This is a genomic window from Xanthomonas maliensis, from assembly GCF_009192945.1.
Lineage (GTDB): Bacteria > Pseudomonadota > Gammaproteobacteria > Xanthomonadales > Xanthomonadaceae > Xanthomonas > Xanthomonas maliensis.
In genome coordinates, this window is the sequence record NZ_NSET01000008.1 from 13,368 (window position 1) to 36,698 (window position 23,331).

The following is a 23,331-nucleotide window of genomic DNA, read 5'->3' on the forward strand; positions in this document are numbered from 1 at the left end:
TGAAGGTCCGCCGACCAGGGCGCGAGGACACGCACGTGAACCGAAGAGGCTTCGCCAAGACGCTGGCCGTCGCCGGTACCGCGCTTGGCTTGGGGCGGCCGGCGCTGGCGCCCGCGCAGTCGGTGAGGACGGCCACCGGCAGCGTGGTGGATCCAGCGCGCTTGCGCGATCTGCAGCAGGCGTTTCTCGATCTGCGCTTCGGCATGTTCATTCATTTGAACATGGCCACCTTCGAAGAACGCGAATGGGGCGATCCCACGCTGTCGCCTAAGCGCTTCGCGCCGATGCAGCTGGATACCGCGCAATGGGCGCAGGCGGCGGTGTCGGCGAAGATGGGCTACGCCTGTCTGACCACCAAGCATCACGACGGCTTTTGCCTGTGGCCGACCAGGACCGCTAGCGCCAATGTGCTGCAATCGGCGTATCCGCACGATGTGGTGCGCCGCTATGTGGATGCGTTTCGCGCCGCCGGCCTGAAGGTCTGCCTGTATTTCTCCATCCTCGACCTGCGCCAGGATATCCGCGCGCGAACCGTCACTGCGGCGAAGATCGCGCTGATCAAGGCGCAACTCCGCGAGCTGCTGAGCAACTACGGCCCGATCACCGCGTTGGTGCTCGACGGCTGGAACGCTGCCTGGTCGCGCATCTCCTACGAGCAACTGCCCTATCGGGAGATCTACGCGTCGGTCAAGTCGCTGCAACCGGATTGCCTGCTGACCGACCATAATGCCGGCCGCTATCCCGCCGCCGCGCTGTACTACACCGACATCAAGCAATATGAGCAACATGCCGGGCAGATCATTCCGCCGCACAATCCGGTGCCGTCGCAATCGGGCACCACGCTGCAACGCGATTGGTTCTGGAAGACCTCCTACCCCGGCGCCGAGTTGGTGTCGGCGCGCACCATCGTCGACGATTGGCTGCTGCCATTCAACGCCAACCACTGCAACCTCATCCTCAATGTGGCGCCGAATCGCGATGGTCGCTTCGACGACAACGCCGTCAAGCGTCTGGCGGAGATCGGTGCGTTGTGGAGCAATCCCGGTCCGGCGCCGCGCATCGCCACCAGCATCACCCTCACCACGCCCAATCTCGCTGCCGGGCAACCGGCATGGGCAAGCAGCAGCGACCAGGCGGCGGGGCCAGACCTGGCCTTCGACGAGGACTTCACGACCTATTGGCTTGCCGACGACGGCGCCACCGAGGCGTGGATCGAATTGCGCTTCGCACGCCCGGTAGCGTTCAACACCGTGGTGATCATCGAGCCGTGGGGCGTCGATGATTACGGCAGCGACAGCCGCATTGCGGCGTATGCGCTCGAGGTGCAGCGCGATGGCCAGTGGAGTGCAATCCTGTCCGGCACGACGCCATCGGCCGCCGCGACGCTGCAGGCGATCGCGCGCGTGTCGACGACGCGGGTGCGATTGCGGGTCAGCGGCCGCCAACCCGGCATCGCCGAGCTGGGGCTCTACGACGAGCCGCGCGCCTGAGCGACTTGCGGCTAGGATCCGGTACTGTCCACGTGTCGTCGTTGCGTCGCCCGGCTCAGCAGGAAATGGTGTCGCGCCCGGCCAGCTTGGCGCGATACAGCGCCGCATCGGCGTCATGCACCAAGGCATCATGCAGTCGCAGCGGCGCATCCGGCAGGAACGTCGCCATGCCGATGCTGACGGTGACCTGGGCACTGTTCGGACTGGCCGCATGCGGCAGGCCGAGGGCGTGGATGGCGGCGCGGACCTGTTCGGCCACCTGCCATGCCTCGTCCGCATCGGTAAAGGGCAGGATCAGCGCGAACTCCTCGCCGCCATAGCGGGCCGCGATTGCGTCCACGCGGCGGCCCTGCTGGGCGATGGCACCGGCCACCAGACGCAGACAGGCGTCGCCACCGACGTGGCCATAGTGGTCGTTGTAGCGTTTGAAGTGATCCACATCGATCATCAACAGCGAGATCGGCGCCCGCGCGCGCTGCGTCTGTTCCAGCGCACGCGTCAGGTGATGGTCGAAGGTGCGGCGGTTGGCGATGCCGGTCAGCGCGTCCACGCGCGCCTGCGAGCTGAGCTGGGATTCCTGGCGATGCATGCGTCGCAATTGCAGATCCAGCCACAGGCCCACGCCCAGCAGCAGGACCACGCCCAGCGTGGCAATGACGATGCGGTGCCGCACCGAGGTGCGCCAGGGCGCCAGCGCGTCGGCGATGGAAATCCCCGCCAGTGTGGTCAGCGGATAGGGACGGGCGCGGGCGAAGCTGGCGATGCGCTCGACATGATCGATGGGCGATACGTAACGGGTGCTGCCATCGCCTTGCTGGCGCATGGCCGCGTACAACGCTGAGCCCGCGATCGACGCGTCGACCAGCTCCGGTCGGTCTGGCCAGCGTACGATCACGGTGCCGTCGTCATCGGCCATGCCGATGGTGCCATTGCGGCCGACGTCGAAGGTGCTGTAGTAGCGCGCGAAATAACGCAAGCGCAGGGTCGCCACCACCACGCCGGCAAAGCGCCCGTTACGGGTGTCGAGCCGACGGCTCAACGTGATGACCCAACTGCCGTCCGAGCGGCTTTGTACCGGCTTGCCGACATGCACCCGACGGTCGGGATGACTCCGGTGGTAGATGAAGTAAGGCCGGTCGCCGTTGTTGTGCAGGCGGGTGCTACTGTCCAGCGACGAATTGACCCAGTGCCCGTCGGCGGCGTAGATGAAGAAGCCATGGATGCGATCGGATCGCCGCGCCTCACGGACCAGGAAGGCATGCATCGCCGGTCCGGCAGCGGCTTGCGGCGTCTGGCTCTCGATGCGATCGACCAGGCCCGACAGCACCGCTTCGGCGATCGCGAAGGTATCGCTGGTGTGCTGGGCCAGCGAGTTGGCCAGATTCAGCGCATGCGCCTGCGCGGTCGCGAGGGTGGCCTGGCGCTCGCGCTGGATCGACCAGTATTCGGACACGATCAGGAAGGCGCATGACGTCAACAGGAAGACCAATAGCGCAAGCCGCTGGGCGAGCTGCCGCCGGCTATGGCGCTGGATCATCGATGCCGCACTCCTGTCGTGGCCGTCTGCGCCAGCATAATCGGCTGGCGGCGCATGGGCGCGCCTGGGCGTCCATGGCCGATGGTTGCACGGACCGGCCCACCGGCCCGCGCCGGGGCGCAGGCTGCCACTGTCGTGGGCTGGACGCAAATCTGTCAGCCGTAGGGTATAGGCTCGATGCGACGAGGCGATGAGACCGTGCAATGGCCCCCCCAGCGATGCAAGTCTCCGAATGGATGGCGACCGAGCTACGGAGTTTCCACGCGCTCTACGGCAATGGGCCGGACTTCTGGGACGCCTACCAGCGGATCTTGGCGCGCGCCGCGCAGGCCGGGGGCGATGTCGTGAGCCTGGCCAACGAAATGGCGGCACTGGCGCAACGTCTGGGCGCGGTGGCACGCGCGCAACTGCTGTAGCGACGCACGGCGCCGAAGGGGGCCGTCAGCGGTCGCGTCTGCTTGCTGCGGAAGGTGTCAGCGGCGCTGCAGTAGGCGGCGTGATCCCGCGCCCTGTTCAGTCGGGGGTGTCGCGCGGCGTGTTGGCCGTGGCCACAGTGGCTTGGGCGTCGCCCGCGCTCGGGCCGCGCTGCTTATGCCGCAAGGGGGTATGGCCCAGTCGCTCGATTTCGCCACCGGCCTTGCGAAACGCTGCGACGTCAGCTGCCAGGCGTTGCTCGGACAGGCGTGGCTTGGCGATCTGGTTGCTGACGAGCATGGAGTGACGGCGGGGTGCGTGCATGGCCGATCCTCTTGGAAAGGCGGAGCGGGATGCTGGCACCAGGCCGACGTCGCCGCATGCGGGTGGTGCACTTGAGCGGGCGCGCTCAGTCGGCGTGCGCCGACCAGACCTCGAGCGTCAGCGGGATGCCCCGCTCGCGCTGGGTCTGGTAGTTCGCGCGCACATCGCGGCAATACGGACCGGACATCACGAAGCGGCGGCAGATTGCCGGCCGCGTGGCGTAGATGGAGCAGCACATGCGTGCGGCATCGATCGCCACGCACCAGCCTTCCTCGTCGCGCGCCATCACCTGCAGCCCTTGCGGCGTGGTGGTGGTCAGGTGGGCGGGAATCCGATCGTCGGCATCGACCAGCACAGTGAGCCGGCAGCAGACGGCGTCGCAGCGTTCGCAGAGAGTTTTGATGAAAACCGCCAGGAAGAGAAGGAGGCGACCCCGGCACCGGGACGCAGTTTCACCATACACCTTCCATTGCCTCAGAGGTGAACGCCTGCCGTGGATGCCGCAGCCTCCACGCGCGACAAGCCGTCGGCGGCTGCCCGTCCACGCCTGCTGGCGCCGTGTGCATTCAGCTGGCGGGCCATCGGCGGCGCGGTGTGCACGCGTTGCCAAGACCGCTTTCACCCTTGCCAAGCAATCCACGTCCTAGCGTTACAGCTGTCGCCGAGGCTTTGCGGCGGCAGCTCCCACCGTGACAACCGCAGGAGACGCATCATGGACATCACCACCACGTCGCCGATTGCCGGCGCGACGCGCAGCCCCCAAACTCCCGAGCACGATCCGGCGTCCGAGCAGGACAAGCAGGATGCGCGGCAGGATGAGGCAGTAGAGGAAACCTTCCCGGCCAGCGATCCGGTGTCGCCGTTCGTGCCGGCCAAAGCGCCCGATTAGTCGGGCGCTGCGTCGATCGCACCGTGTGTCATGGACGGGCAACGCGATCGCAACGGGCGGTTCCGCCACGTTCGAAGCGCCGTTGTCAGCGTTCATGGGCGTGCGGTCGACGTGGAAGCGTCACTTCCACATCGCATATGCGCAGGCGCGGCCTTCCCGGTAACCGATGTTGCTGCATGCAGCGTCATTGATTGCCGTGGCTGGCAGTTGCAATGCCTTTAGCTGCGCTATTGCTGGGACGCATAACGCTGTGCGGGATCAGTCAGTGCAGGCGCTTCCAAGGCCGCATGATGTTGAAACAGATCGGGGTAGCGCGAATCCCTGCGACATCGCATTGATCTCAAGGTCACACCTGACTAACTGCATCGACGCCACGCTGATGGCCCGCCGCCGCATTGCGCCGACACCGCCGTCGGCGCATGCGAGCCACGCTGCAGTACCGCTGCAGCGGCGGACGATATTTCAACCAACCCATCGTATGGAGGTTCTCATGGGACATCTTCTCAAGCTCGTGACCGCAGGCGCGGTCAGCGTCATTGCCTATAAAGCCTGGCAGCGTCGGCAAGCGCTGGAGACATCGGCTGCCGGCCTCGGCAGCACGCCACCGCATGGCGATCCACTGCGCGGCACGCTGCAAAGCGACAGCCGCGAGCGCCAGCAGGCCCTGGGCGCGTTGGCGGTGTTCAATGAGCAAGAGCGTACGCTCGCGCAGCTCGCGGTGATGAAGGGCGTGGTCGGCGAGGTGTTGAACTTCGCGCGCAAGATGGACCAGGCCCATAGCGCAGCGTTGACCGATCTGAGCCGTTTCGCCCCGGATCGCAGCGGGACGTTGGCACAGGCCGCGCTCGCCGGCGCCGAGCGTGCGCGCGTGCGGCTGGAAGCACTGCATGGGCAGGAATTCGAAACCGAGTACCTGCAGCTGAGCGTCGATAGCCACGAACATGCGCTGGAGTTGCTGGATACTCAACTTCCGGTAGAGACGCTGACTGGCGATCTCGGTAAAGAAGTGAAGCGGCTGCGCAAGCTCATTGCCGAGCACCTGGAACATGCGCGCAAGCTCACGGCAGTGCCGCACAAGTCGCACTGAAGGCGTTGTGAAACGTCATTGGTTGGATGAATCGTGTGCCTGAGCAATCGACGCCTTCTGCCATCACGGTCGGCACTGCATAGACGTAACGAGAAAGCCCGTGTCGCGCTAACAGCGGCACGGGCTTCAGCCGACGCTGGCGGTCGCTTTACAACGTGACCGCGCCGCCGGAAATGGTCAGCAGGGTGCCGGAGGTATAACTGGCGGTATCCGCTGCCAACATGACATAGGCCGAGGCCAGCTCCACCGGTTGCCCGGGACGCCCCATCGGCGTTTGTGCACCGAAGCTTTCCACCGACTCTTCATCCATGCCCGCAGGAATGAACGGCGTCCAGATCGGTCCAGGCAGCACCGCGTTGACACGAATGTGTTTCTCGGCAAGCACGCCGGCCAGACCGATGGTCAAATTAGCCAGCGCGCCCTTGCTGGCGGCATACGGCAAGATGTTCGGCGTCGGCTTCTTCGACTGCACCGATGCGGTGTTGATGATCGCTCCGCCGCCGGCCATCAACGGCACCGACAGCTGCACCAGGTTGAAGGCTGCATGCACATTGGTGTCGAAGGTCTTGCGCCACTCGTCGAGGGTGATGTCCTCGAAATTCTCGTAATACGCTTGATAGGCGGCATTGTTGACCAGGATATCCAGCCCGCCGAACGCGCTGTTGACCTTGTCGATCAGCGCTGCGGCCTGGTTGGGATCGCTGATGTCGCAAGCGACCAGCAACGAGCGTACGCCGGCCTTGTCGATCAAGGCGCCAATCTTGGCAGCATCCTCTTGTTCGTCGGGCAGGAAGGCGATCGCCACATCGGCACCTTCGCGCGCGTAGGCAATTGCCACCGCCGCGCCGATGCCGCTGTCGCCGCCGGTGATCAGCGCACGTTTGCCCTTGAGCTGGCCATGGCCGACATAGCTTTCTTCGCCATGGTCCGGACGCGGATCCATGGCGTCTGTCTTGCCGGGGAACCCTTGCTGCTGTGGCTTGAAGGGCGGACGCGGGTAGCTGGGCACGGGCATGCATGTTCTCCTGATCGGGTCGAACAGCAGTGTCGGTGCGGCGACGTAAAGCGCAGGCGTAGGGCGTGTCGTTGGCATGTGTGTACTGGCCGGCGTTGTACTAAGAGCAGCTAACAAAACGACTGCGCAGCCGCCAGGCGGGCGCGGCCGGTGCTCGGAATCCTCATGTACCACTCGTACACTGCGGTTCCTGCGCGCCGTCCGCGCCCACCTGACGGCTGCTCGCTACGTTTTGTTAGCCGCTCTAAAGCGCTCACGACACTGGCATGCGTGCGTGCTGTGTCTGGCGGTGTTCATGCGAATTTTCCTAAACGGCTTCGATACTGCGGCGATTGCATGGAGACCGCTTATGTTCTTTCGTCGCAATGGCTTGTCGTTGTGCCTGCTTGGCCTGACCCTGACCTTCATCGCCGGCCAAATCTATGCTGGGCTGCATGCCTATAACGCCGACTTGGCCGAGCAAGGGCAGCCAGTGCTGGCGCTCGCCCAATACCTGCGCAGCGGCCACTTCATCTCGGCCTTGTTTGAAAACTGGGAGAGCGAATTTCTGCAGATGGGCATGTACGTGGTGTTGGGTGTGAAGTTGCGGCAGGTAGGCTCGGCCGAGTCGCGACCGCTCGATCCCTGCGAAGAAACCCTGCCTCCCCAGCCCGGTCCCACGCCCTGGCCAGTCAGGGCTGGCGGTCTCTGGCTGCGGCTCTACGAGCGCTCGTTGGCGCTGGCATTTGGCGGATTGTTCGCCATCAGCTTCGTGCTACATCTGCTCGGTAGCTGGCGATTGGAGCTGGCCGAGCGTGCCAGCAGGGGCCGGCCGCCTGTGAGCGTACTGGAGCACTTCACCGACGCAGCGTTCTGGTACGAGTCCATGCAAAACTGGCAGAGCGAGTTTCTGGCAGTCTTCGCCTTGGTTGTCCTGACCATCTGGTTGCGGCAGAAGGATTCGCCACAGTCCAAGCCAGTGCAGGCACCTCATCGCCAGACCGGAGCGTGAACTGCGCGGTGGTGACGGTTTCACGCGGCATCGTGCTGATGTTCACCGCTCTGCAATGGCCCGCTGTCTAGCGTGAGCGTACACACCGACAAGGAAACCGAGATGGGGACCGAACCCAAGAAGCCGTGGGGACCCAAGGACGATCAGGCCAAGCCGTTTACGCCGCAGGAGTACCGCAACGAGGACGTGAAGTGGAAGGAGCACGACATGCCCGACGAGGATCGCGACGTCAACAAGGCCGATCCCGAGCACGACTACGAGCGTCCAGACGGCTCGGAGCGGCGCTGATGTGCAGCAGCACGCCGGCGCGCACGATGGCACGATGCTGCAGTTAGTGGTGATGATAGCCAACATCGGCAGCGATCTTGCCGCGGAATACCCGGTACGACCAGGCGGTGTAACCCAGCACCAGCGGCAATAGCACGACCAGCCCCACCAGCGGAAAGATCTGCGAGGAGGGCGGCGCGGCCGCCGACCAGATGGTATAGGTCGGCGGCACCAGATAAGGCCACATGCCCAGCACCAGGCCGATAAAGCCCAACACGAAGATTGCCAAGGTCAGCAGGAAGGGCGCGGCGTCGTGGCGCGAAGCCGCGCTGCTGCGCCATAGCGACAGCGCAACGAGTGCAGTGATCGCCGGAATCGGCGACAGCCACCAGAAATTGCCGTGGGCGAACCAACGCGCCATCACATGTGAACTGAGAAAGGGCAGCCAGGCGCTGACCAGGACCAGGAAGGTCACCACCACGCCCACCAACGGGCGCGTCAATTGCCGGGCCAGGTCGTGCGTGCGGCCATCGGTCTTGAGGATCAGCCAGGTGCTGCCGAGCAGGGCGTAACCGAACACGAGGGCTGCGCCCGTGAGGATGGTGAAAGGGCTGAACCAGCCGAATACGCCGCCGATGTAGCGAGCGTCCTGCACGGGCATGCCTTCCACCAATGCGCCGAGGATGATGCCTTGCGCAAACGCGGTCAGGATCGAACCGCCGATGAAGGCCAGCGTCCACAATCGCCGCGATCGCTGCGCCTTGAAGCGGAATTCGAAAGCCACGCCACGGAACACCAACGCCATCACCATCAGTAGCACCGGCAAATACAGACCCGACAGGATGACCGCATAGGCGGTGGGAAAGGCGGCGAACAGGCCGGCGCCACCCAGGACCAGCCAGGTTTCGTTGCCGTCCCAGATCGGCGCGGCGGTATTCATCATCAGGTCCACTTCCTGCTCGTCGCGTGCGAACGGCGCCAGCATGCCCAGGCCGAGCACGAAGCCGTCCAACACCACGTACATCAGCACGCCAAAGCCGATCACCGCGAACCAGACAACCGGCAGCCATTGCTCGACGTTCATCGCGCGCTCTCCTCATCCAGGGCGGCATCGGCCGCCGACAATGGCCGTGCCGGAGTGTGCTCGCCATGGCCGACGTCCGGTCCATCGCGACTGGGCTGCGGCCCGCGGCGCACCAGCTTCGCCAGATACCAGATGCCCCAGCCGAAGACGAACGCGTAGCCGATCACGTAAACGGCCAGCGACACCGCCACCATGGTCGCCGATTGCTGGCCGACCGCATCGGCCGTTCGCAGTAAGCCGTACACCACATAGGGTTGGCGGCCGATCTCGGTGACGAACCAGCCAGCGACCAGCGCGATGAAGCCGGCCGGCAACATCAGGTTCCAGGCTAGCACCAGGCTGGGGGTGTGCAGTCGCCCGCGCCACCAGGCCAGCGCGGAGATCCAGGCCAACAGCAGCATCGCCACCCCGAGCCCGACCATGATGCGGAAGGCGAAGAACACCGGCGCCACCGGCGGCCGCTGGTCGGGCGCGACCGAGGTCAGTGGTGGGATCTCACCGTTGCGGGAATGGGTCAGGATCAGGCTGCCCAGCCGCGGAATGGCGAGTTGGTAATCGTTGCGCTCGGCAGCGGCATCGGGCAGAGCGAAGACCACCAGCGGCACGCCCTTGCCAGCGCCTTCGTTATGCCAATGGGCCTCCATCGCGGCGACCTTCATCGGCTGGTGCTGCAGGGTATTGAGTCCATGCTGGTCGCCGACGAAGATCTGGATCGGCAGCACGATGGCGGCGAACGCCACGGCCAGCCGCAGCATGCGTGCTGCCGCATCCACATGCAGGCCCTTACGCAGGTAGTAAGCGCCGACCCCGCCCACCACGAAGCAGGTGGTGATGAACGAGCCCAGCGCCATGTGGGTCAGGCGATAGGGAAAGGACGGATTGAAGATGATCTGCAGCCAGTTCACTGGATGCACCACCCCATCGACCATCGTGTAGCCACGCGGGGTGTGCAGCCAGCTATTGGAGGAAAGGATCCAGAACGTCGACACCAGCGTGCCCAGCGCCACCATGCAGGTGGCGAAGAAGTGCAGGCGTTCGGAGACCCGGCCCCAGCCAAACAGCATCACGCCGAGAAAGCTGGCTTCCAGGAAGAAGGCAGTCAGCACCTCATAGCTCAGCAGGGGGCCGATCACGCCGCCGGCAATGCGGCTCAACTCCGGCCAGTTCGCGCCGAACTGGAACGCCATCACGATTCCGCTGACCACGCCCATGCCGAACGAGACGGCGAAGATGCGTAGCCAGAAGAAGTACAGACGCTTCCACAGGGGATCATGGCTGCGCAGCCAACGCCACTCCAAAAACCCCAGAAGACTGGCCAGGCCGATGGTGAAGGCAGGGAACAGCACATGAAACGCAATGACGAAGGCGAACTGGATGCGGGACAGCAGCAACGCTTCCACGACAGTCTCCCGGACGGGCGCCGGCATCCATTAGGCGCCCGCTGGTGCTAAGCCGGTGTGTCCTTGGGAGGTGTCCGTCCTCAGTCGGCGCGCAGCCGCCGCAGGCAGCGCGGCGCCAGCCATTCGGCCAGAACGGCATTGATCGACCCGGGCGGCAGATTCAGTGCGGCGCGTACCGCTCCCACTGCTTCGCGCTCGCTCAACTGCGGATGCGCGTTGTAGGCGGCACAGACCGCGCGAATGGTGGCTGCTGGAACATCGTCGAAGGGGTAATAGCCAAGTTCGCCGCGGCGATGCTCGCCACGCCAATAGGCGAGTTCATGCGCGACATCGACGGGGGCATGCAGGGAGAGTGCGGACATGAGGAACCTCGTGTTGGAGCTGCAGTGAGTGTCGATCACGGCATCTGCATCCAAGCGTGAACATCTTGTACACGCTGCCTGTACGACTACGCCCATAGCCTATCGATCAGCCTATGCCACCGGTTTTCTGCTGAAGCATTCAGTCCTCCGTCGCCGTGGCTTTGGCTGCATCCTTGTCGAGCTGGCATCCTGCCTCCTCCATCCAATCAAGCGAGCTGATCCATTCGTGGAATGGTCAGGACCACGTGCTCGTTTGAACTCGTGAACTTGCATCGCTGGCGCTCGGATGTTCCCATCGGTGGCGACCGAGCGGGACCGTGCCCCTTGGTACTGGCGGGGCGCAGGGACCGCCGTGGGAAGGTAAGTCGGTGCCGCGCGTCGCTGCGGCAGCTCCGGCCTGCGGATGCTGGACAATGACGGGATGACGCGCCTTCGCGCTGTCATCACAATTCTCAACTGAACATGTACCAGTCATTGAGGGGACAGAATCGCTCATGGACCGTCTTTCCTGCGCCATCATCGACGACGACGTGGAGTTCTGCGATCAGGTAGTGGAGCTGGCCACCGATAGCGGTTTTCGTGCCAAGGGCATGCACAGCCTGGGCGAGGCAAGTCGTTGGCTGGACAGCAATTTCCCCGATTTGTTGGTGGTGGATGTCGGCTTGCCGGACGGTAGCGGGTTCGACTTGATCGAACGCCTGGATCCGGACCACACGCCGCAGATCGTCGTGGTGTCCGGCGACTACGCCTACGAAACCAAGGGCCGTGCGCAACAGTTCGGGGTCAGCGAGTTCCTGACCAAGCCGTTCGCGCCCGAGCGGCTGGAGCGCGTGTTGGGCGGCATGCGCGCCGCCCAGCAGGGCAACCTGGGCATCATCGGCAATAGCGACAGCATCACCTTGCTGCGCAAGGACATCGTGCGGGTCGCGCCGACCGACTTGAACGTGCTGATCACCGGCGAAACCGGGACCGGCAAGGATCTGGTCGCGCGCGCCATCCATCGGGTGTCCGGACGGCGCGGTCGCTTCGTGCCGGTCAACTGCGGCGCGATTCCGGAAGAGTTGTTGGCCAGCCAGTTGTTCGGGCACGAACGCGGCAGCTTCACCGGCGCGGATCGTCGGCATGCCGGGTTTCTGGAGCAAGCCGCCGATGGCACGCTGTTCCTGGACGAGATCGGCGAGATGCCGCCGCGGTTGCAGGTCTACCTGCTGCGAGCGATCGAGTCTCGCAGCTTCATGCGTGTAGGCGGCAGCGAAGAGATCCCATTGGATGCGCGGGTGGTCGCGGCGACCCATCAGCATGTGCAACGCGAGCATGCGGTGCTGCGCGAGGACCTGTTCTACCGCCTGAACGAATTCCCGATCCAGGTGCCGCCCCTGCGCGAGCGCCGGGGCGATGCGCGCGTGCTGGGGCTGCGGATGATCGACGAGCTCAACGCGCAGGCGGGCAAGCGCAAGACGCCGGCGAAGTCGTTGCTGCGCTACCTTGCGCATCATCCCTGGCCGGGCAACGTACGCGAGCTGCGCTCGTTCATTCGCTACCAATACCTGCGGTGCGATGGCGACGTGCTGTCCGCGCCGGAAATCGAACAACGGGTACCGCAGGCGGCCGAAGACGGCTTGCTGATCCCGGCCGGATGGACCATGCGCCAGGCCGAGGATGCGATGATCGAGTCCGCGCTGGCGCGCACTCGCTACAACAAGAAGGCGGCGGCGCGCGAGTTGGGGATCAGCGTGCGCACCTTGCACAACCGGTTGAGCGAGAAAGGCGGCGAGGGGTGAGCGAGGCATCGCAACGGCGGCGCGAGCTGCTGCACCAGTTACGCAATCGGCTCAATGTGATGGGCTTTGCGCTGTACGCGCTGCGCCACGAAACACCGTCCAAGCCGATGGAAACCCTGCGCAATGCACACCAGGCGGCCACCGAGTTGCTCGAACGGCTCGGTGAGGAAGAGCGCGCGCTGCAGCAGGACGTTTCTTCACTCGAATAGTCGCCGCCGCCTCGGCACGCACCTTCAATCGCGCGCACAAGATGCGTTGGCGCCCCTGGGCGCGTTTGCAGCGTAGGCGATCGTGGCTGTGATCAGTCGCGGATCGCCAGCTCCGGTTGCTCGCTGAGCAGCGTGGTGATGGTGCGCGGGTTGTACGGCTTCATGCAGTACGGCAAATGCGCGAAGCGCGCCGGCAAGGTGTAGCGGTCGTAGCCGGAACAGAACGAGAACGGCACGCCGCGCTCGAGTAGCGCATCGGCAACCGGAAACACCGCCTGTCCGCGCACGTTGACGTCGAGCAGCGCACCATCGATGCCCTTGGTGGCGGCAATGAGATCCAGTGCGTCGGACACATTGCCCGCGGGCCCCACCACCGCTGCGCCCGCTTCGGCAAGCAAGTCGTGCAACGACTCGGCCAACAGATAGTCGTCCTCGACCACGAGAATGCGGCGGCCGAGCAGAGGATGATCGAACATGGGAACTCCAACACGCCGGCGCGTGCGCGAGGTGATTGGGTAACACACTCTGCGCGCACTGTAGGTGAATGTCGCGCACAAGCAAGCGCTTGCGATGTCATGCACAGTCACGCCATCGGTTGCGTCTGCCAGCGCATTGGCGGGCGCAGCAGCTTTTGCGATCATTTCCGATTGGCGTTCAAGCAGGCGCCGTCGAACCAGCCGCCGCCATGACCGACCAGACTCCGACCGACACCACGACGCGCACGCATGCTGCGCAGTCCCCTTTGTTCGTGCTGGCCATCGGCGCCAGTGGCCTGGATGCCGGCCGGGTGGCCGAGCTGCTCGATGCCATCTGCGGGCCGCCCAATCTGGCGATCATGCTGCTGCTGCGCGATCGCCAGCTGCTGGACGAGGCGCGTCTGCGCGAACTGCTCGGCCAACAGGCCGACCTATTGCTGGTGCCGGAGGATGGCGACCGTCTGCAGCCTGGGCGGATCTATCTTCCGCCGAGCGCGACCCTGGTGACGCTGGAAGAGGACCGACTGCGCCTGCGGCCATTGAACGGCGAAAGCGAGCACGGCCTGATCGACAGTTTCCTGGTGTCGATGGCGCACGATCAGGATGGCAACGTCATCGGCCTGACCGCCGGCCGTTGCGATGGCGATGGCACCCTGGGCACGGCCGCGATCAAGGAATGCGGTGGTTTGGCCTTGGCGCTGGACGATCCCGCGCTGCACGGTATGGATCTGCGCAACGCCAGCAATCCCGCCGCGATCTCCGACGACATCCTGCCGCTGTCGGGCGTGGCTGCACGCATCGCGGCGCACATGCAGCGCCATCACGGCTTTGGCCACGCTGCCCCGACCGGGGTGCGCAACGGGAGCGAGAGCGACCAGCTCAGCGAGATCGCCAGCATCCTGCGCAATGCGACCGGGCACGACTTCCATGGCTACAAGCGCGCGACTTTCCTGCGTCGTGTGCAGCGTCGCATGCAGGTCGTCCAGGTCGATACCCTGGCGCAGTACCTGGAGGTCCTGCGGACCCGATTCGAAGAGCCGCTGCTGTTGTTCAACGATCTGTTGATCGGCGTGACCCAATTCTTCCGCGACCGGCGCGAGTTCGCCTTTCTGGAACAGCAGGTGATTCCGCGATTGTTCCAGGGAAAGCACGTCGGTGACCACCTGCGGATCTGGGTGCTGGGCTGTTCCACCGGCGAGGAGGCGTACTCGCTGGCAATGCTGCTGCGCGAGCATGCGGCGACGCTGGAATCGCCACCGCGGATCCAGATCTTCGCCAGCGATATCGACGGACGCGCGCTGGCCACCGCGCGGGTCGGGCGCTATTCCTCCAGCATCGTCAGCGAGGTCGCGCCCGAGCGCCTGCAGCGCTGGTTCGTCAAGGAAGGCGACACCTACGTGGTGAACAAGGAGCTGCGCGCGATGTGCGTGTTCTCCCAGCACAGCATCGTCAAGGATCCGCCGTTCTCGCGGCTGGATCTGGTGTCGTGCCGCAATCTGCTGATCTATCTGGATGCGGAACTGCAGAACCGGGTGATTCCGATCTTCCATTTCGCGCTCAAGCCTGGTGGCTATCTGTTCCTGGGCAATGCCGAGAACGTCTCTCGGCACGCCAAGCTATTCGCGCCGGTCGAGCGCAGCTTCCGGGTGTTCCAGAAGATCGAGGCGGAGAATCGCCTGCACGCGACGTTTCCCACGCCTGTCGCGGCGCCCGCCGGCAAGGCGCCTGCACCGGCGGTGGTGGCGCCGCGGGGGGCGAGCAATGCGCTGGTCCGCGCGGGAGAGCGAATCGCCGATCGTTATGCTCCCGCCTACGCCGTGCTGGACGAGCGTTTCGACGTGCTGCACTTCTCCTCGCAGGCCGGGCGCTTTATCCGCCCCGGCGGCGGTGCGCCGAGCTTGAACCTGCTCAACCTGGTGCACCGCGACCTGCGGCTGGAGCTGCGCGGTGCGTTGGCGCGCGCCGAGGCGGAAAAGGCGCCGGTGCATGTGCGCGGCGTTCCGGTCCACGAGGATCTGGCGAGCTGGGCGGTGGATCTGTTCGTCGAGCCCACCTCCGATTCGGACGTGCCACGTGGCTACGTGGTGCTGTTCCAGGAGGTGGAGGCGCGCGAGGCGATCGAACTTGCGATGCCTCGCCCGGCAGCGTCGGACGAGGCGCATGTGCAGGCGCTGGAAAGCGAGTTGCGCATCACCCGCGAGCGCCTGCAGGCGATGATCGAAGAGTTGGAAAGCACCAACGAAGAGCTCAAGTCGTCCAACGAGGAATACCAGTCCCTCAACGAAGAGCTGCAGAGTGCCAACGAGGAGCTGGAGACCTCCAAGGAAGAGCTGCAGTCGGTCAATGAGGAGGTCACCACCGTCAACGGCGAACTGGCCCACCGGGTGCAGGAGCTGGCGCATGCCAATAGCGACCTGAAGAACCTGCTGGAAAGCACGCAGATCGCGACGGTGTTCCTGGACAACGACTTGCGGGTCACCAATTTCACCCCGGCGGTCACCGACATCCTGCCGCTGGTGGAGAGCGATATCGGCCGGCCCATCGGCCATATCAAGCTGTTCGTGAGCTATGACGAATTGCAGGACGATGCGCGCCGGGTGATCCGGACCTTGGCGGCGCTGGACCGTGAAGTGGAGAACCCCGCCACGCAAGCGCGCTACATGGTGCGCGTGCTGCCGTATCGCACGGTGGACAACTTCATCGGCGGCGCGGTGCTCACCTTCATGGACGTCACTCCGCTGTCGCGCGCAGAACGCGCGCTACGCAGCAGCGAGCAGCGTCTGCGCACCCTGATGGAGGGCATTCCACAATTGGTATGGCGCTCGCTCGATGCCGGCCGCTGGACCTGGTCCAGCCCGCAATGGGCGGCGTATACCGGCCAGGACCAGGATGCGAGCCTGGACCTGGGCTGGCTGCAGGCGGTGCATCCGGACGATCGCGAACTGACCATGCGTGCCTGGTACGAGAGTGCGCATGTGGGGGGGCTGGACGTGGAGCACCGCCTCTACAATGCCGCCGAGCATGGCTACCGCTGGTTCCATACCCGTAGCGCGGCGTTGCGCGATGAGCGCGGGCAGGTGATCGAGTGGTTGGGGACGTCGACCGAATCGGACAACCTGCGCCGGCTGCAGGAAGAGCAGCGGGTGCTGGTCACCGAGCTGCAGCATCGCACCCGCAACCTGATCACCGTGGTGCAGTCGGTGGCTGCCTCGACCGCGCAGAGCTGCCAGACCATGGAGGAATTTGCTGGCAAGTTCGAGGACCGCCTGTCGGCCCTGTCGCGTGTCCAGGGGCTGCTGTCGCAGTCGGACAATACGCCGACCACGATCGGCGCCTTGCTGCGCATGGAGCTGGATGCGCTCGGCACCGAACCGGACCAGCGCCGCGTCATCGTCGAAGGGCCCGAGGTCGTGCTGCGCAAATCCACCGTGCAGACCTTGGCGCTGGCCCTGCACGAACTGGCGACCAACGCGCTGAAGTACGGTGCGCTGGCGACCGATGCCGGCACGTTGGCCATTCGCTGGAAGGTGATTGGCGAAGGCGATCGGTCGCGCCTGCTGCTGTCGTGGATCGAAGAGGGCGCCAACCAGCACCTGCGCAACGATCGCGCCGCCGAGGGGGGATTCGGCCGTCGTCTGATCGAAAAAGCGTTGCCCTACAGCCATGGCGCGCAGACGCGTTACGCGTTGGGCGACACCCGGCTGGAGTGCGATATCCAGTTGCCGCTGCATCCAGCGCGCTGATACGCGGGCACTGACGCACGTGGTACAGCAGCGTGATGCGGGTACAGGCCTGTGCAATGGAAAATCCTGCACCGGGCGGCAACTCTTGCGGCGTGTGCGTGTGAGGCTGACGCCGCCGCGCGCTTCCCGTCGCGAACGCGTCTGCATTGGCCTGCAACGTGCGGACCGAAAGTTGGCGCGGTACTTGCGTGACTCGATGCGTCAGTTGTTCGTGGAGCAAAAGATGATTACGCGCATTCTTCAGTTGTCGACCCGTTTGGCGAGCAATGCCTGGGTCGAGGTCGGTATCGGTGCCGATGCCGATATCCTGGTCGCCAACCGTGGCGGCAGTCGCGACGAGCGCGCTACCTTTGGCCGGCGCGCGCCTGGCCAACAGCGTTCGCTGCATATGCAGGAGCCGGGTTGGCTGGCGGGTGTGGATCTGGCGATCTGGGAAACCCAGCGCTGCGCGATTCCGCTATGCGGCTTCGTCTGCGCCGCTTCCGTGGATGGGTCTACCGCCGGGACATGGCTTAGCGCCGATAGCAGCGCACTGCATGTCGCGGGACTGTGCAATGTCATGGATATCGGCGGCCGGCTGCAGATGGGTTTTTCATTGCTGGTGGCGTCCTCGGGCGGCATGCCCAGCCATCGTCCGCTGTGCATTCACGGCGACGTTGCCCAGTGGTTGCAGATGAGCGGGCGCGAGGCCATGGGCCGGCTGTCGCCCTGGCGATTGGAGCGCAGCACGACGGCAGCGAACATCCGTCCGGAATGGGCGACCGATCCGGGGACATCCAGTGCAGGGATGGCGAGTCGGGTGTAGTGCGTTCAGGCAGGGTGGACGCACGACCGGCGTCGACGCTCTTGGCCGCGGCATCGGGATGCCCGGTCAAGGCAAGGTCCGACCGCCGATTCAGGGCGCAAATTCAGCGCGCAAATGGAGTCTGCGACAGATCTCCGTCCGGCAGATGCGACGTAGCTGTTGGCACTCCGTTGCGCTAGGGCACACTTGACTTCAACGTACTTGCACGGTGTATTCGCGCGAACGCTTATGCGATGTCGTCACTGCGTCGACTGCCGACGCTTCGGGTTGCCTATCTTTGGCTTTTAGGCTCACTCAGCCTGGCGCAAGGCGTGGCAATGACACGTTTATCGCGCAGTGCCAGTGTCCGCCGATCGCCGATTCAGCACGCCAGACGATTCAGCACGCCAGACGATGCAGGCCGCCCGGTGTGCTGACACGTGTGGTCGCTCTATCGCGGGCCGCATCGAACCTGCGGCTCGCGTTCAAGGTTGCCGGAACAGGGGCGCGCTCAAGCGCCCGCGTCGTCCTGGCCAGTGTCACCGGGGCGATCGTCGGTGGTGGACTGTTGCTTGCCGTAGCTACCGTGCTGGCCCAGGTTCGGTTGGGTACGGCCATCGCGCTGCGGGCGGCCGTCCGGCTCGCCGCGACCTGGGGTGGCGCCCTGCCCGTGGCCGCCTGCAGACGCCTCGCTGTTGGGGAGCGTGCCATCGTCGGTTGCGGTGACGGACGGATCATGGCGCCCACGTCCGTCGACGGCTGCATCGGGTCCGGGGCCGCGGTAGGCGGATTGACGCTCGTCGTGCGTTTCAAGCTGGCTTTTGGTGTTCATCATCACTCCTGCGAAAAGAACACGGCCCGGTCGCAAGCGCCGGGCCGTGAATATTGCGATGACTTAGCGCTGGATGTCGCCGGTCGTCGACCCTGCGCCGGGGCCGGCGCCTAGATCGGCACCGGTGACGCGATCCAGTTCCGGTTGCGACATCAAGCGTGCCGACATCGCGTCCAGTGCCTTGGTCTGGGTAGCATTCAAGGCCACCGTCGCCGAACCATCGCCGCCGTCGACGGCAGCCTGCTGTTCGCGGTCGGCGACCGTTTCCCACAATTCGCCGGCATTCCAGGGGCCAATCATGTCGCCTTCGCCCTGCGACATGTTGTAGTAGGTGTCGGTAAAGCGTGGGTCGCCCGGCAGCTTGCCCGGCGGGAAGTTCGGCTCGATCGAATACAAGGCCTTTTCGAACGATTTCTGGTGCGCTACTTCGCGCGTCATCAGAAAGCGCAGCGCGTCGACGATACCGGGATCGTTGGTGACATTGATCAGGCGCTCGTAGACCAGTTTCGCACGCGCCTCGGCGGCGATATTGGAACGCATGTCGGCGGTGGGGCAACCGATCGAATCCACGTACGCCGCTGTCCACGGCACCCCGGAAGAGTTGACCAGTGCCGGGCCACCCCCGTACAGAATCTGCTGGGTATGGCTGGTGCTGTTCTGGGTCATGTTGCGCATCTCCATCGCCTCTTCCATGCCCTCGGACAGGACGGCCTTGGGCCCCTTGTTGAGCATGGCGATGATCGAGCCGATGATTTCCAGATGGCTGATTTCTTCGGTGGCGATATCGAACAGCAAATCCTTACGACCCGGATCGTCTTCGCCCAGTGCCTGGGTGAAATAGCGCATGGCAGCGGCGAGCTCGCCTTGCGGCCCGCCGAATTGCTCGAGCATCAGGGTGGCGAGATCCGGATTCGGCTCGGCCACGCGAACGGTGTACATCAAACGCTTGTTATGCATGAACATGGGGTGCTCCTGACTGGCACCAGCGGCCTTGGGCGGCACTGGCGTGGGGCTGGCTGGCGGAGGGGCCCGCGTGCGGGCAGATGCGGCGCCGACGATCGCGGCGCCGCATCGATGGATCAGGCGGCCTTGCTGGCCTTGGAAGCCTTCTGATTGCCGCCCTGCTCGGCGAGCAGGGTGAGCTTTTCGTCGGTGGCCTTCTCTTCTTCAAGGGTAGCCAGCAACAACTTGAGCGCGTCGCTATAACCGAGCTGCTTGGCGATGGCGGCAATGGTGCCGTACGAGGCGATCTCGTAATGCTCCACCTTCTGCGCGCCGCCGATCAGCGCAGCATCGCGCACCGGGCCGGCCTCGATCGAATCGATGGCTTCGCGGCTTTCTTCGACCAGCCCTTCCATCGCTGCGCATTTGACGCGCTTGAGCTTGATGCCGAGCAGTTCGACCACTTGGTCGATCCGCTCGATCTGGCCCTGGGTTTCCTCCAGATGGGTTTCGAACGCCTGTGCCAGCTGCGGTTCGCTGGCAGCGCGTGCCAGACGCGGCAGTGCGCGCGTGAGTTGTTTTTCGGCGCTGTAGATATCGGACAACTCGTGGATGAAAAGATCTTCGACGGTCTTGATCGCCATGGTGGCTCCTGCGCAGGTAGTGGATGAGATGTCACGCTTCGCCAGGCGATGCCTGTGCGTGGAGGACTACGCTAAGCAGGTGACTGTTAGCGCGGTCGGTGGATGCGGTGAGCCTGGCGCGATGGCGATCTGTGCCGTGTCTTCGCACATGCGCGGGGTGCAACAGCCACGAGCGTGTACGGCTGCTACGTGACGAGGCAATGCTGAAACGTCATTGCAGGCGACCGGCCCGCACGGGCGATGCGCGACGCGTGCGAGATGCGCTACAACACCATTCGTTCGTTCGCCGGAGAGCCCCATGACGCCACTGGACAAGCCGCTGCGCAGGGAACTGCAGGTCGGCGATACGCTTTATACGCTGACGATCGATCCGCAAGCCCTCAAGCTGGTCGAGAAAGGGCATCGCAAGGGCATTGTCTTGCGCTGGCAGGAACTGGTTAGCGGCGATGCCGCATTGGCGCAGGCGCTGCAGGCCTCGCTTGCGCAACGATGAGTCTGGACCGCGCCGGTGAACGGGCCGCTCAGCCGAATAGGCGCGCCAGCTCGCGAACCGCCGCGTCGGAGGCGGCGCGGTCCGGCGTGCTGTCCGGGTTGCCGAAATCCGCTGGCTGCTGCGACTGCACCAGGATGCCGTCGCGACGTGGCACGACATTGAGATTGTGGCCGCGCCAGACCAGCCCGTAAGTGACCTCCGGCTGCGGGATCAGGCGCGCGGTCTGGCCGCGAACCGGGATGAGGCTATCGTCGCCCAGCAAGGCGCGCGCGCCATAGCCGGTGGCATTGACCACGATGGGCTCGCGCAGCGAGGCGAACTGACGCGGGTCGCTGAATTCCCGTGTCTGCAGTTCGCCGCCGCGCGCAAGGTATTCGTCCATCAACAAGCGTGCGTACGCGGCGAGGTTGAAGGTCAGCTGGGTGTAGCGGCGGACATACGGAACCGGGAACGGGTGGCGACCGGGCGCAAGCGGCTGCGAGCGTGGGCCCAGATCGCGCAATCGCGTGCTTTCCAGCGGAGGATAGTCGGGCTCGTGCGCCTCGCTCGCGCCGATCGGCTGGTCGAACGGCACGTCCGACAGCACGTAGCCGTCGCGCCACTCGATCGGATCGCCCGGCAGGCCCAGCAAGGTCTGGTAGCGCCGAAAGGACAGCCGCGCCATCTCTTCCCACCGCTGTTGGAAGGCCGCATCGGCATACGCGCTGCTGCAGATGCGCGAGTCGGGCGACCACACCCCGGTGGCGTAGAACGAGCGCACATCCGGCAATTGTTCGCGGCTGTAGATGCACACGCGCAGGCCTGCGCGCTGGGCGGCGAGAGCCGTGGTCAAGCCGATGGCGCCACAGCCGACCACCGCCAGGGTCCGCGCCTTTGCATCTGCGGCGCGTACCAGGCGCAAGGCGTACTCGGCGGCGCCCCAGGACAGCGACCAACCGCTGCCGCCGTGACCGTAGTTGTGTACCACCGTCTTGCGCGCGATGCGTTCGCTGGCGATGCGCGGGCCTTGTGCCCGGAATGGCCGGGTGCAGCAGCTCACCGCGATGATGCGGTCCGGTTCGGCGCGGATGGGTGCCAGCGGCGGCGGCGCTGCAAAGCGATCCGCTGCGGTCGACGGCGGCGGGCCCTGGTCTGCCGGCGGTGCGCGCAGGCCAGCGCCGGTTGCGGCGCGCGCGCTCCAACCGCCCGCCGATGCCAGTGCGATCGCGGCACCCGTGCCCTGAAGGAAGCGACGACGGTCCATGTGGAGGCTCCGAGGAGGGGGCACGGTAGGCCGCGAGCATAGCGCAGCGCCGCTCCACACCGCCGATGCCGCCGCGATTGGCGCGCGCTGGCCGGGCACTGGCGCCTGCAAAAGGGCCTTTCGTCGCCTGGGGCTGGCGTCGCTGCGGGCGACGGCTATGCTCGCGCCGTCCCTTCCTGCGAGTGTTGCCGTGTCCGCCAGCGTGTTCCTGATCCTGCGCATCCTGTTCGCCTGGACCGCCGCGCTGATCGTCGGTGGCATCCTGTGGTCGCAGTTGTTCGGCTCGCTGGGTTCGGTGTTCGGCCTGGCAATGACCGTGCTGCTGGTCCTGGCGCTGCTGAGTTCGGTCACCCACGTGCGCCGGGTGCGCCTGGTTGCCGGTCGCCTTGATCACGCCACGCTGGCCAGCCGTCAGCGCCGCCAGATCGAGATTCCGCTCGATGTCCAGGCCGCCTACGTGGTGGCGGAGGAGGCCGTGCGCGGCTTGCCGCGGGTGCAGGACATCGAGCGCGCGCCGGGCAGCCTGTGGCTGCGTGCCAAGGTGCGGCGCCGCAATGACGGTGACGGGCGGCCGCCGGCGCGCAGCAATCTGTTCGCGCGCTTCGCGATCAAGCACGACCTGGTGTTGGTGACCATCGCCCCCGGGCAGGGCACCAGCAGCCTCACCCTGCTGTGCGAGCCCGATGCCGGCGCCTGGGTGGATCTGTTCGCGGTCGACGAAGGCAGCAACTACGAGAATGCCGAGGCCATCAATCGCGCGGTGGTGCGGCGGGTCGGCGAACAACGCCGCGACGAGCAGGCCGCTGCCGAGCGATCGGCGATGGAGAAGGAGCTGGCGGTGGCGCGGCTGAATCTGCTGCATGCCCAGGTCGAGCCGCACTTTCTGTACAACACCCTGGCCAATGCCCAGGTGCTCGCGCGGACCGATCCGCCGCGTGCCGAGGCGATGATCGGTCACCTGATCCACTACCTGCGACGCTCGCTGCCGAGCGCCGACGATGCCACCTCCACGCTCGGCGACGAGCTGGAACGCACGCAAGCCTATCTGGAGATCCTGCGGATCCGCATGGGCGCGCGACTGGCGTTGCAGGTGGAGGTGCCTTATGAGCTGCGCAGCTTGCAGCTGCCGTCGATGATGCTGCAGACGCTGGTGGAAAACGCCATCAAGCACGGCCTGGAGCCCAAGCCCGGTGGCGGCACGGTGTGGATCCTGGCGCGCCGGCTGGACGACCACGCCACCTTGACCGTGGCCGAAGATGGTCTGGGCTTCAACACTCACAGCCAGGGCACCGGCGTGGGCCTGAAGAACCTGCGCGAACGCCTG

23 protein-coding genes, 1 other RNA gene and 1 pseudogene are annotated in these 23,331 nt (G+C 65.3%); 13 read left to right on the forward strand and 12 right to left on the reverse strand.

What is annotated here, in order from left to right; translation table 11 throughout:
• The first annotated feature begins 35 nt into the window (after nucleotides 1-35).
• Nucleotides 36-1,490 carry an alpha-L-fucosidase gene (locus CKY51_RS02685; protein ID WP_031339256.1) on the forward strand — a complete coding sequence of 485 codons (1,455 nt, stop codon included), beginning with the start codon at nucleotides 36-38 and terminating at the stop codon, nucleotides 1,488-1,490.
• A 55-nt stretch (nucleotides 1,491-1,545) separates the two neighbouring features.
• On the opposite strand, the gene CKY51_RS02690 is transcribed toward CKY51_RS02685, so the two are convergent.
• A complete protein-coding gene (locus CKY51_RS02690; RefSeq protein ID WP_022971697.1) occupies nucleotides 1,546-3,027 on the reverse strand; it encodes a GGDEF domain-containing protein in 1,482 nt (493 codons plus the stop codon).
• A 203-nt stretch (nucleotides 3,028-3,230) separates the two neighbouring features.
• On the opposite strand from CKY51_RS02690, the gene CKY51_RS02695 reads away from it, so the two are divergent.
• Complete coding sequence (locus CKY51_RS02695) at nucleotides 3,231-3,443, forward strand: hypothetical protein (protein ID WP_031339257.1); 213 nt, start codon at nucleotides 3,231-3,233, stop codon at nucleotides 3,441-3,443.
• 97 nt (nucleotides 3,444-3,540) lie between these two features.
• On the opposite strand, the gene CKY51_RS02700 is transcribed toward CKY51_RS02695, so the two are convergent.
• Nucleotides 3,541-3,765 carry a hypothetical protein gene (locus tag CKY51_RS02700; protein WP_031339258.1) on the reverse strand — a complete coding sequence of 75 codons (225 nt, stop codon included), beginning with the start codon at nucleotides 3,763-3,765 and terminating at the stop codon, nucleotides 3,541-3,543.
• A gap of 85 nt (nucleotides 3,766-3,850) precedes the next feature.
• Nucleotides 3,851-4,235, reverse strand: a pseudogene (locus CKY51_RS02705) (YkgJ family cysteine cluster protein).
• Between the two features lie 242 nt (nucleotides 4,236-4,477).
• Here CKY51_RS02705 and CKY51_RS22355 point away from each other — a divergent pair.
• Together CKY51_RS22355 and CKY51_RS02710 are read left to right on the forward strand one after the other, a co-directional pair.
• Nucleotides 4,478-4,654, forward strand: coding sequence for a hypothetical protein (locus CKY51_RS22355; RefSeq protein ID WP_022971701.1), 177 nt, complete (start codon nucleotides 4,478-4,480; stop codon nucleotides 4,652-4,654).
• A 490-nt stretch (nucleotides 4,655-5,144) separates the two neighbouring features.
• The gene (locus tag CKY51_RS02710; RefSeq protein WP_022971702.1) at nucleotides 5,145-5,741 is read left to right on the forward strand and encodes a DUF4142 domain-containing protein; all 597 of its coding nucleotides are present in this window, start codon (nucleotides 5,145-5,147) and stop codon (nucleotides 5,739-5,741) included.
• 148 nt (nucleotides 5,742-5,889) lie between these two features.
• On the opposite strand, the gene CKY51_RS02715 is transcribed toward CKY51_RS02710, so the two are convergent.
• Entirely contained in the window at nucleotides 5,890-6,756 is an 867-nt protein-coding gene (locus tag CKY51_RS02715) for an SDR family oxidoreductase (RefSeq protein WP_152248844.1), read from the reverse strand.
• Nucleotides 6,757-6,921: 165 nt separating this feature from the next.
• Here CKY51_RS02715 and CKY51_RS02720 point away from each other — a divergent pair.
• The 3 genes from CKY51_RS02720 (at nucleotide 6,922) to CKY51_RS02730 (ending at nucleotide 8,035) form a co-directional block, all read left to right on the forward strand.
• Nucleotides 6,922-6,997: non-coding RNA, sX9 sRNA (locus CKY51_RS02720), on the forward strand.
• A gap of 108 nt (nucleotides 6,998-7,105) precedes the next feature.
• A complete protein-coding gene (locus tag CKY51_RS02725) occupies nucleotides 7,106-7,747 on the forward strand; it encodes a DUF6766 family protein (protein WP_152248845.1) in 642 nt (213 codons plus the stop codon).
• A 102-nt stretch (nucleotides 7,748-7,849) separates the two neighbouring features.
• Nucleotides 7,850-8,035, forward strand: a complete 186-nt coding sequence (locus CKY51_RS02730; protein ID WP_152248851.1) for a hypothetical protein — start codon at nucleotides 7,850-7,852, stop codon at nucleotides 8,033-8,035.
• A gap of 43 nt (nucleotides 8,036-8,078) precedes the next feature.
• On the opposite strand, the gene cydB is transcribed toward CKY51_RS02730, so the two are convergent.
• The 3 genes from cydB to CKY51_RS02745 all read right to left on the reverse strand — a co-directional run bounded on the left by cydB (nucleotide 8,079) and on the right by CKY51_RS02745 (nucleotide 10,860).
• The gene (cydB, locus tag CKY51_RS02735; RefSeq protein WP_022971707.1) at nucleotides 8,079-9,098 is read right to left on the reverse strand and encodes a cytochrome d ubiquinol oxidase subunit II; all 1,020 of its coding nucleotides are present in this window, start codon (nucleotides 9,096-9,098) and stop codon (nucleotides 8,079-8,081) included.
• Nucleotides 9,095-10,498: a cytochrome ubiquinol oxidase subunit I gene (locus tag CKY51_RS02740; protein ID WP_152248846.1), complete on the reverse strand. Its 1,404-nt coding sequence runs from the start codon at nucleotides 10,496-10,498 to the stop codon at nucleotides 9,095-9,097. Before CKY51_RS02740 ends, cydB begins: the two co-directional genes overlap by 4 nt.
• An 80-nt stretch (nucleotides 10,499-10,578) precedes the next feature.
• On the reverse strand, nucleotides 10,579-10,860 hold the full coding sequence (locus tag CKY51_RS02745; protein WP_031339269.1) for a hypothetical protein: 282 nt from the start codon (nucleotides 10,858-10,860) through the stop codon (nucleotides 10,579-10,581).
• A gap of 494 nt (nucleotides 10,861-11,354) precedes the next feature.
• On the opposite strand from CKY51_RS02745, the gene CKY51_RS02750 reads away from it, so the two are divergent.
• Both CKY51_RS02750 and CKY51_RS02755 read left to right on the forward strand, forming a co-directional pair.
• The gene (locus tag CKY51_RS02750; protein ID WP_022971710.1) at nucleotides 11,355-12,641 is read left to right on the forward strand and encodes a sigma-54-dependent transcriptional regulator; all 1,287 of its coding nucleotides are present in this window, start codon (nucleotides 11,355-11,357) and stop codon (nucleotides 12,639-12,641) included.
• Nucleotides 12,638-12,850 carry a hypothetical protein gene (locus CKY51_RS02755; protein WP_022971711.1) on the forward strand — a complete coding sequence of 71 codons (213 nt, stop codon included), beginning with the start codon at nucleotides 12,638-12,640 and terminating at the stop codon, nucleotides 12,848-12,850. The genes CKY51_RS02750 and CKY51_RS02755 overlap by 4 nt, the downstream gene beginning before the upstream one ends.
• Nucleotides 12,851-12,942: 92 nt before the next feature.
• Here the strand turns inward: CKY51_RS02755 and CKY51_RS02760 are convergent, their stop codons facing one another.
• Nucleotides 12,943-13,326 (reverse strand): response regulator, encoded by a 384-nt coding sequence (locus CKY51_RS02760; RefSeq protein ID WP_022971712.1) that lies wholly within the window; start codon nucleotides 13,324-13,326, stop codon nucleotides 12,943-12,945.
• A 209-nt stretch (nucleotides 13,327-13,535) separates the two neighbouring features.
• On the opposite strand from CKY51_RS02760, the gene CKY51_RS02765 reads away from it, so the two are divergent.
• Together CKY51_RS02765 and CKY51_RS02770 are read left to right on the forward strand one after the other, a co-directional pair.
• Nucleotides 13,536-17,069 (forward strand): CheR family methyltransferase, encoded by a 3,534-nt coding sequence (locus CKY51_RS02765; RefSeq protein ID WP_152248847.1) that lies wholly within the window; start codon nucleotides 13,536-13,538, stop codon nucleotides 17,067-17,069.
• A 223-nt stretch (nucleotides 17,070-17,292) separates the two neighbouring features.
• Nucleotides 17,293-17,874: a hypothetical protein gene (locus CKY51_RS02770; protein WP_152248848.1), complete on the forward strand. Its 582-nt coding sequence runs from the start codon at nucleotides 17,293-17,295 to the stop codon at nucleotides 17,872-17,874.
• A 490-nt stretch (nucleotides 17,875-18,364) separates the two neighbouring features.
• Here the strand turns inward: CKY51_RS02770 and CKY51_RS02775 are convergent, their stop codons facing one another.
• The 3 genes from CKY51_RS02775 to CKY51_RS02785 all read right to left on the reverse strand — a co-directional run bounded on the left by CKY51_RS02775 (nucleotide 18,365) and on the right by CKY51_RS02785 (nucleotide 20,271).
• A complete protein-coding gene (locus CKY51_RS02775; protein ID WP_022971717.1) occupies nucleotides 18,365-18,685 on the reverse strand; it encodes a hypothetical protein in 321 nt (106 codons plus the stop codon).
• 63 nt (nucleotides 18,686-18,748) lie between these two features.
• Nucleotides 18,749-19,648, reverse strand: coding sequence for a manganese catalase family protein (locus tag CKY51_RS02780; RefSeq protein ID WP_022971718.1), 900 nt, complete (start codon nucleotides 19,646-19,648; stop codon nucleotides 18,749-18,751).
• Nucleotides 19,649-19,764: 116 nt separating this feature from the next.
• Nucleotides 19,765-20,271: a YciE/YciF ferroxidase family protein gene (locus tag CKY51_RS02785; RefSeq protein ID WP_022971719.1), complete on the reverse strand. Its 507-nt coding sequence runs from the start codon at nucleotides 20,269-20,271 to the stop codon at nucleotides 19,765-19,767.
• Nucleotides 20,272-20,569: 298 nt separating this feature from the next.
• Between CKY51_RS02785 and CKY51_RS02790 the strand changes: the two genes are divergently transcribed.
• Nucleotides 20,570-20,764: a hypothetical protein gene (locus CKY51_RS02790; protein WP_022971720.1), complete on the forward strand. Its 195-nt coding sequence runs from the start codon at nucleotides 20,570-20,572 to the stop codon at nucleotides 20,762-20,764.
• A gap of 28 nt (nucleotides 20,765-20,792) precedes the next feature.
• On the opposite strand, the gene CKY51_RS02795 is transcribed toward CKY51_RS02790, so the two are convergent.
• Complete coding sequence (locus CKY51_RS02795; protein WP_022971721.1) at nucleotides 20,793-22,007, reverse strand: FAD-dependent oxidoreductase; 1,215 nt, start codon at nucleotides 22,005-22,007, stop codon at nucleotides 20,793-20,795.
• A 190-nt stretch (nucleotides 22,008-22,197) separates the two neighbouring features.
• Here CKY51_RS02795 and CKY51_RS02800 point away from each other — a divergent pair.
• Nucleotides 22,198-23,331, forward strand: a 1,134-nt coding sequence (locus CKY51_RS02800; RefSeq protein WP_152248849.1) for a sensor histidine kinase, incomplete at its 3' end; no start/stop codon positions are given.

Coding starts and splice junctions, on each gene's coding strand:
- CKY51_RS02690 (WP_022971697.1), bottom strand. CDS start 3,027: ATGATCCAGCGCCATAGCCGGCGGCAGCTCGCCCAGCGGCTTGCGCTA.
- CKY51_RS02790 (WP_022971720.1), top strand. CDS start 20,570: ATGACGCCACTGGACAAGCCGCTGCGCAGGGAACTGCAGGTCGGCGAT.
- CKY51_RS02765 (WP_152248847.1), top strand. CDS start 13,536: ATGACCGACCAGACTCCGACCGACACCACGACGCGCACGCATGCTGCG.
- CKY51_RS02725 (WP_152248845.1), top strand. CDS start 7,106: ATGTTCTTTCGTCGCAATGGCTTGTCGTTGTGCCTGCTTGGCCTGACC.
- CKY51_RS02715 (WP_152248844.1), bottom strand. CDS start 6,756: ATGCCCGTGCCCAGCTACCCGCGTCCGCCCTTCAAGCCACAGCAGCAA.
- CKY51_RS02695 (WP_031339257.1), top strand. CDS start 3,231: ATGGCCCCCCCAGCGATGCAAGTCTCCGAATGGATGGCGACCGAGCTA.
- CKY51_RS02745 (WP_031339269.1), bottom strand. CDS start 10,860: ATGTCCGCACTCTCCCTGCATGCCCCCGTCGATGTCGCGCATGAACTC.
- cydB (WP_022971707.1), bottom strand. CDS start 9,098: ATGAACGTCGAGCAATGGCTGCCGGTTGTCTGGTTCGCGGTGATCGGC.
- CKY51_RS02780 (WP_022971718.1), bottom strand. CDS start 19,648: ATGTTCATGCATAACAAGCGTTTGATGTACACCGTTCGCGTGGCCGAG.
- CKY51_RS02750 (WP_022971710.1), top strand. CDS start 11,355: ATGGACCGTCTTTCCTGCGCCATCATCGACGACGACGTGGAGTTCTGC.
- CKY51_RS02760 (WP_022971712.1), bottom strand. CDS start 13,326: ATGTTCGATCATCCTCTGCTCGGCCGCCGCATTCTCGTGGTCGAGGAC.
- CKY51_RS22355 (WP_022971701.1), top strand. CDS start 4,478: ATGGACATCACCACCACGTCGCCGATTGCCGGCGCGACGCGCAGCCCC.
- CKY51_RS02730 (WP_152248851.1), top strand. CDS start 7,850: ATGGGGACCGAACCCAAGAAGCCGTGGGGACCCAAGGACGATCAGGCC.
- CKY51_RS02770 (WP_152248848.1), top strand. CDS start 17,293: ATGATTACGCGCATTCTTCAGTTGTCGACCCGTTTGGCGAGCAATGCC.
- CKY51_RS02785 (WP_022971719.1), bottom strand. CDS start 20,271: ATGGCGATCAAGACCGTCGAAGATCTTTTCATCCACGAGTTGTCCGAT.
- CKY51_RS02795 (WP_022971721.1), bottom strand. CDS start 22,007: ATGGACCGTCGTCGCTTCCTTCAGGGCACGGGTGCCGCGATCGCACTG.
- CKY51_RS02775 (WP_022971717.1), bottom strand. CDS start 18,685: ATGAACACCAAAAGCCAGCTTGAAACGCACGACGAGCGTCAATCCGCC.
- CKY51_RS02700 (WP_031339258.1), bottom strand. CDS start 3,765: ATGCACGCACCCCGCCGTCACTCCATGCTCGTCAGCAACCAGATCGCC.
- CKY51_RS02710 (WP_022971702.1), top strand. CDS start 5,145: ATGGGACATCTTCTCAAGCTCGTGACCGCAGGCGCGGTCAGCGTCATT.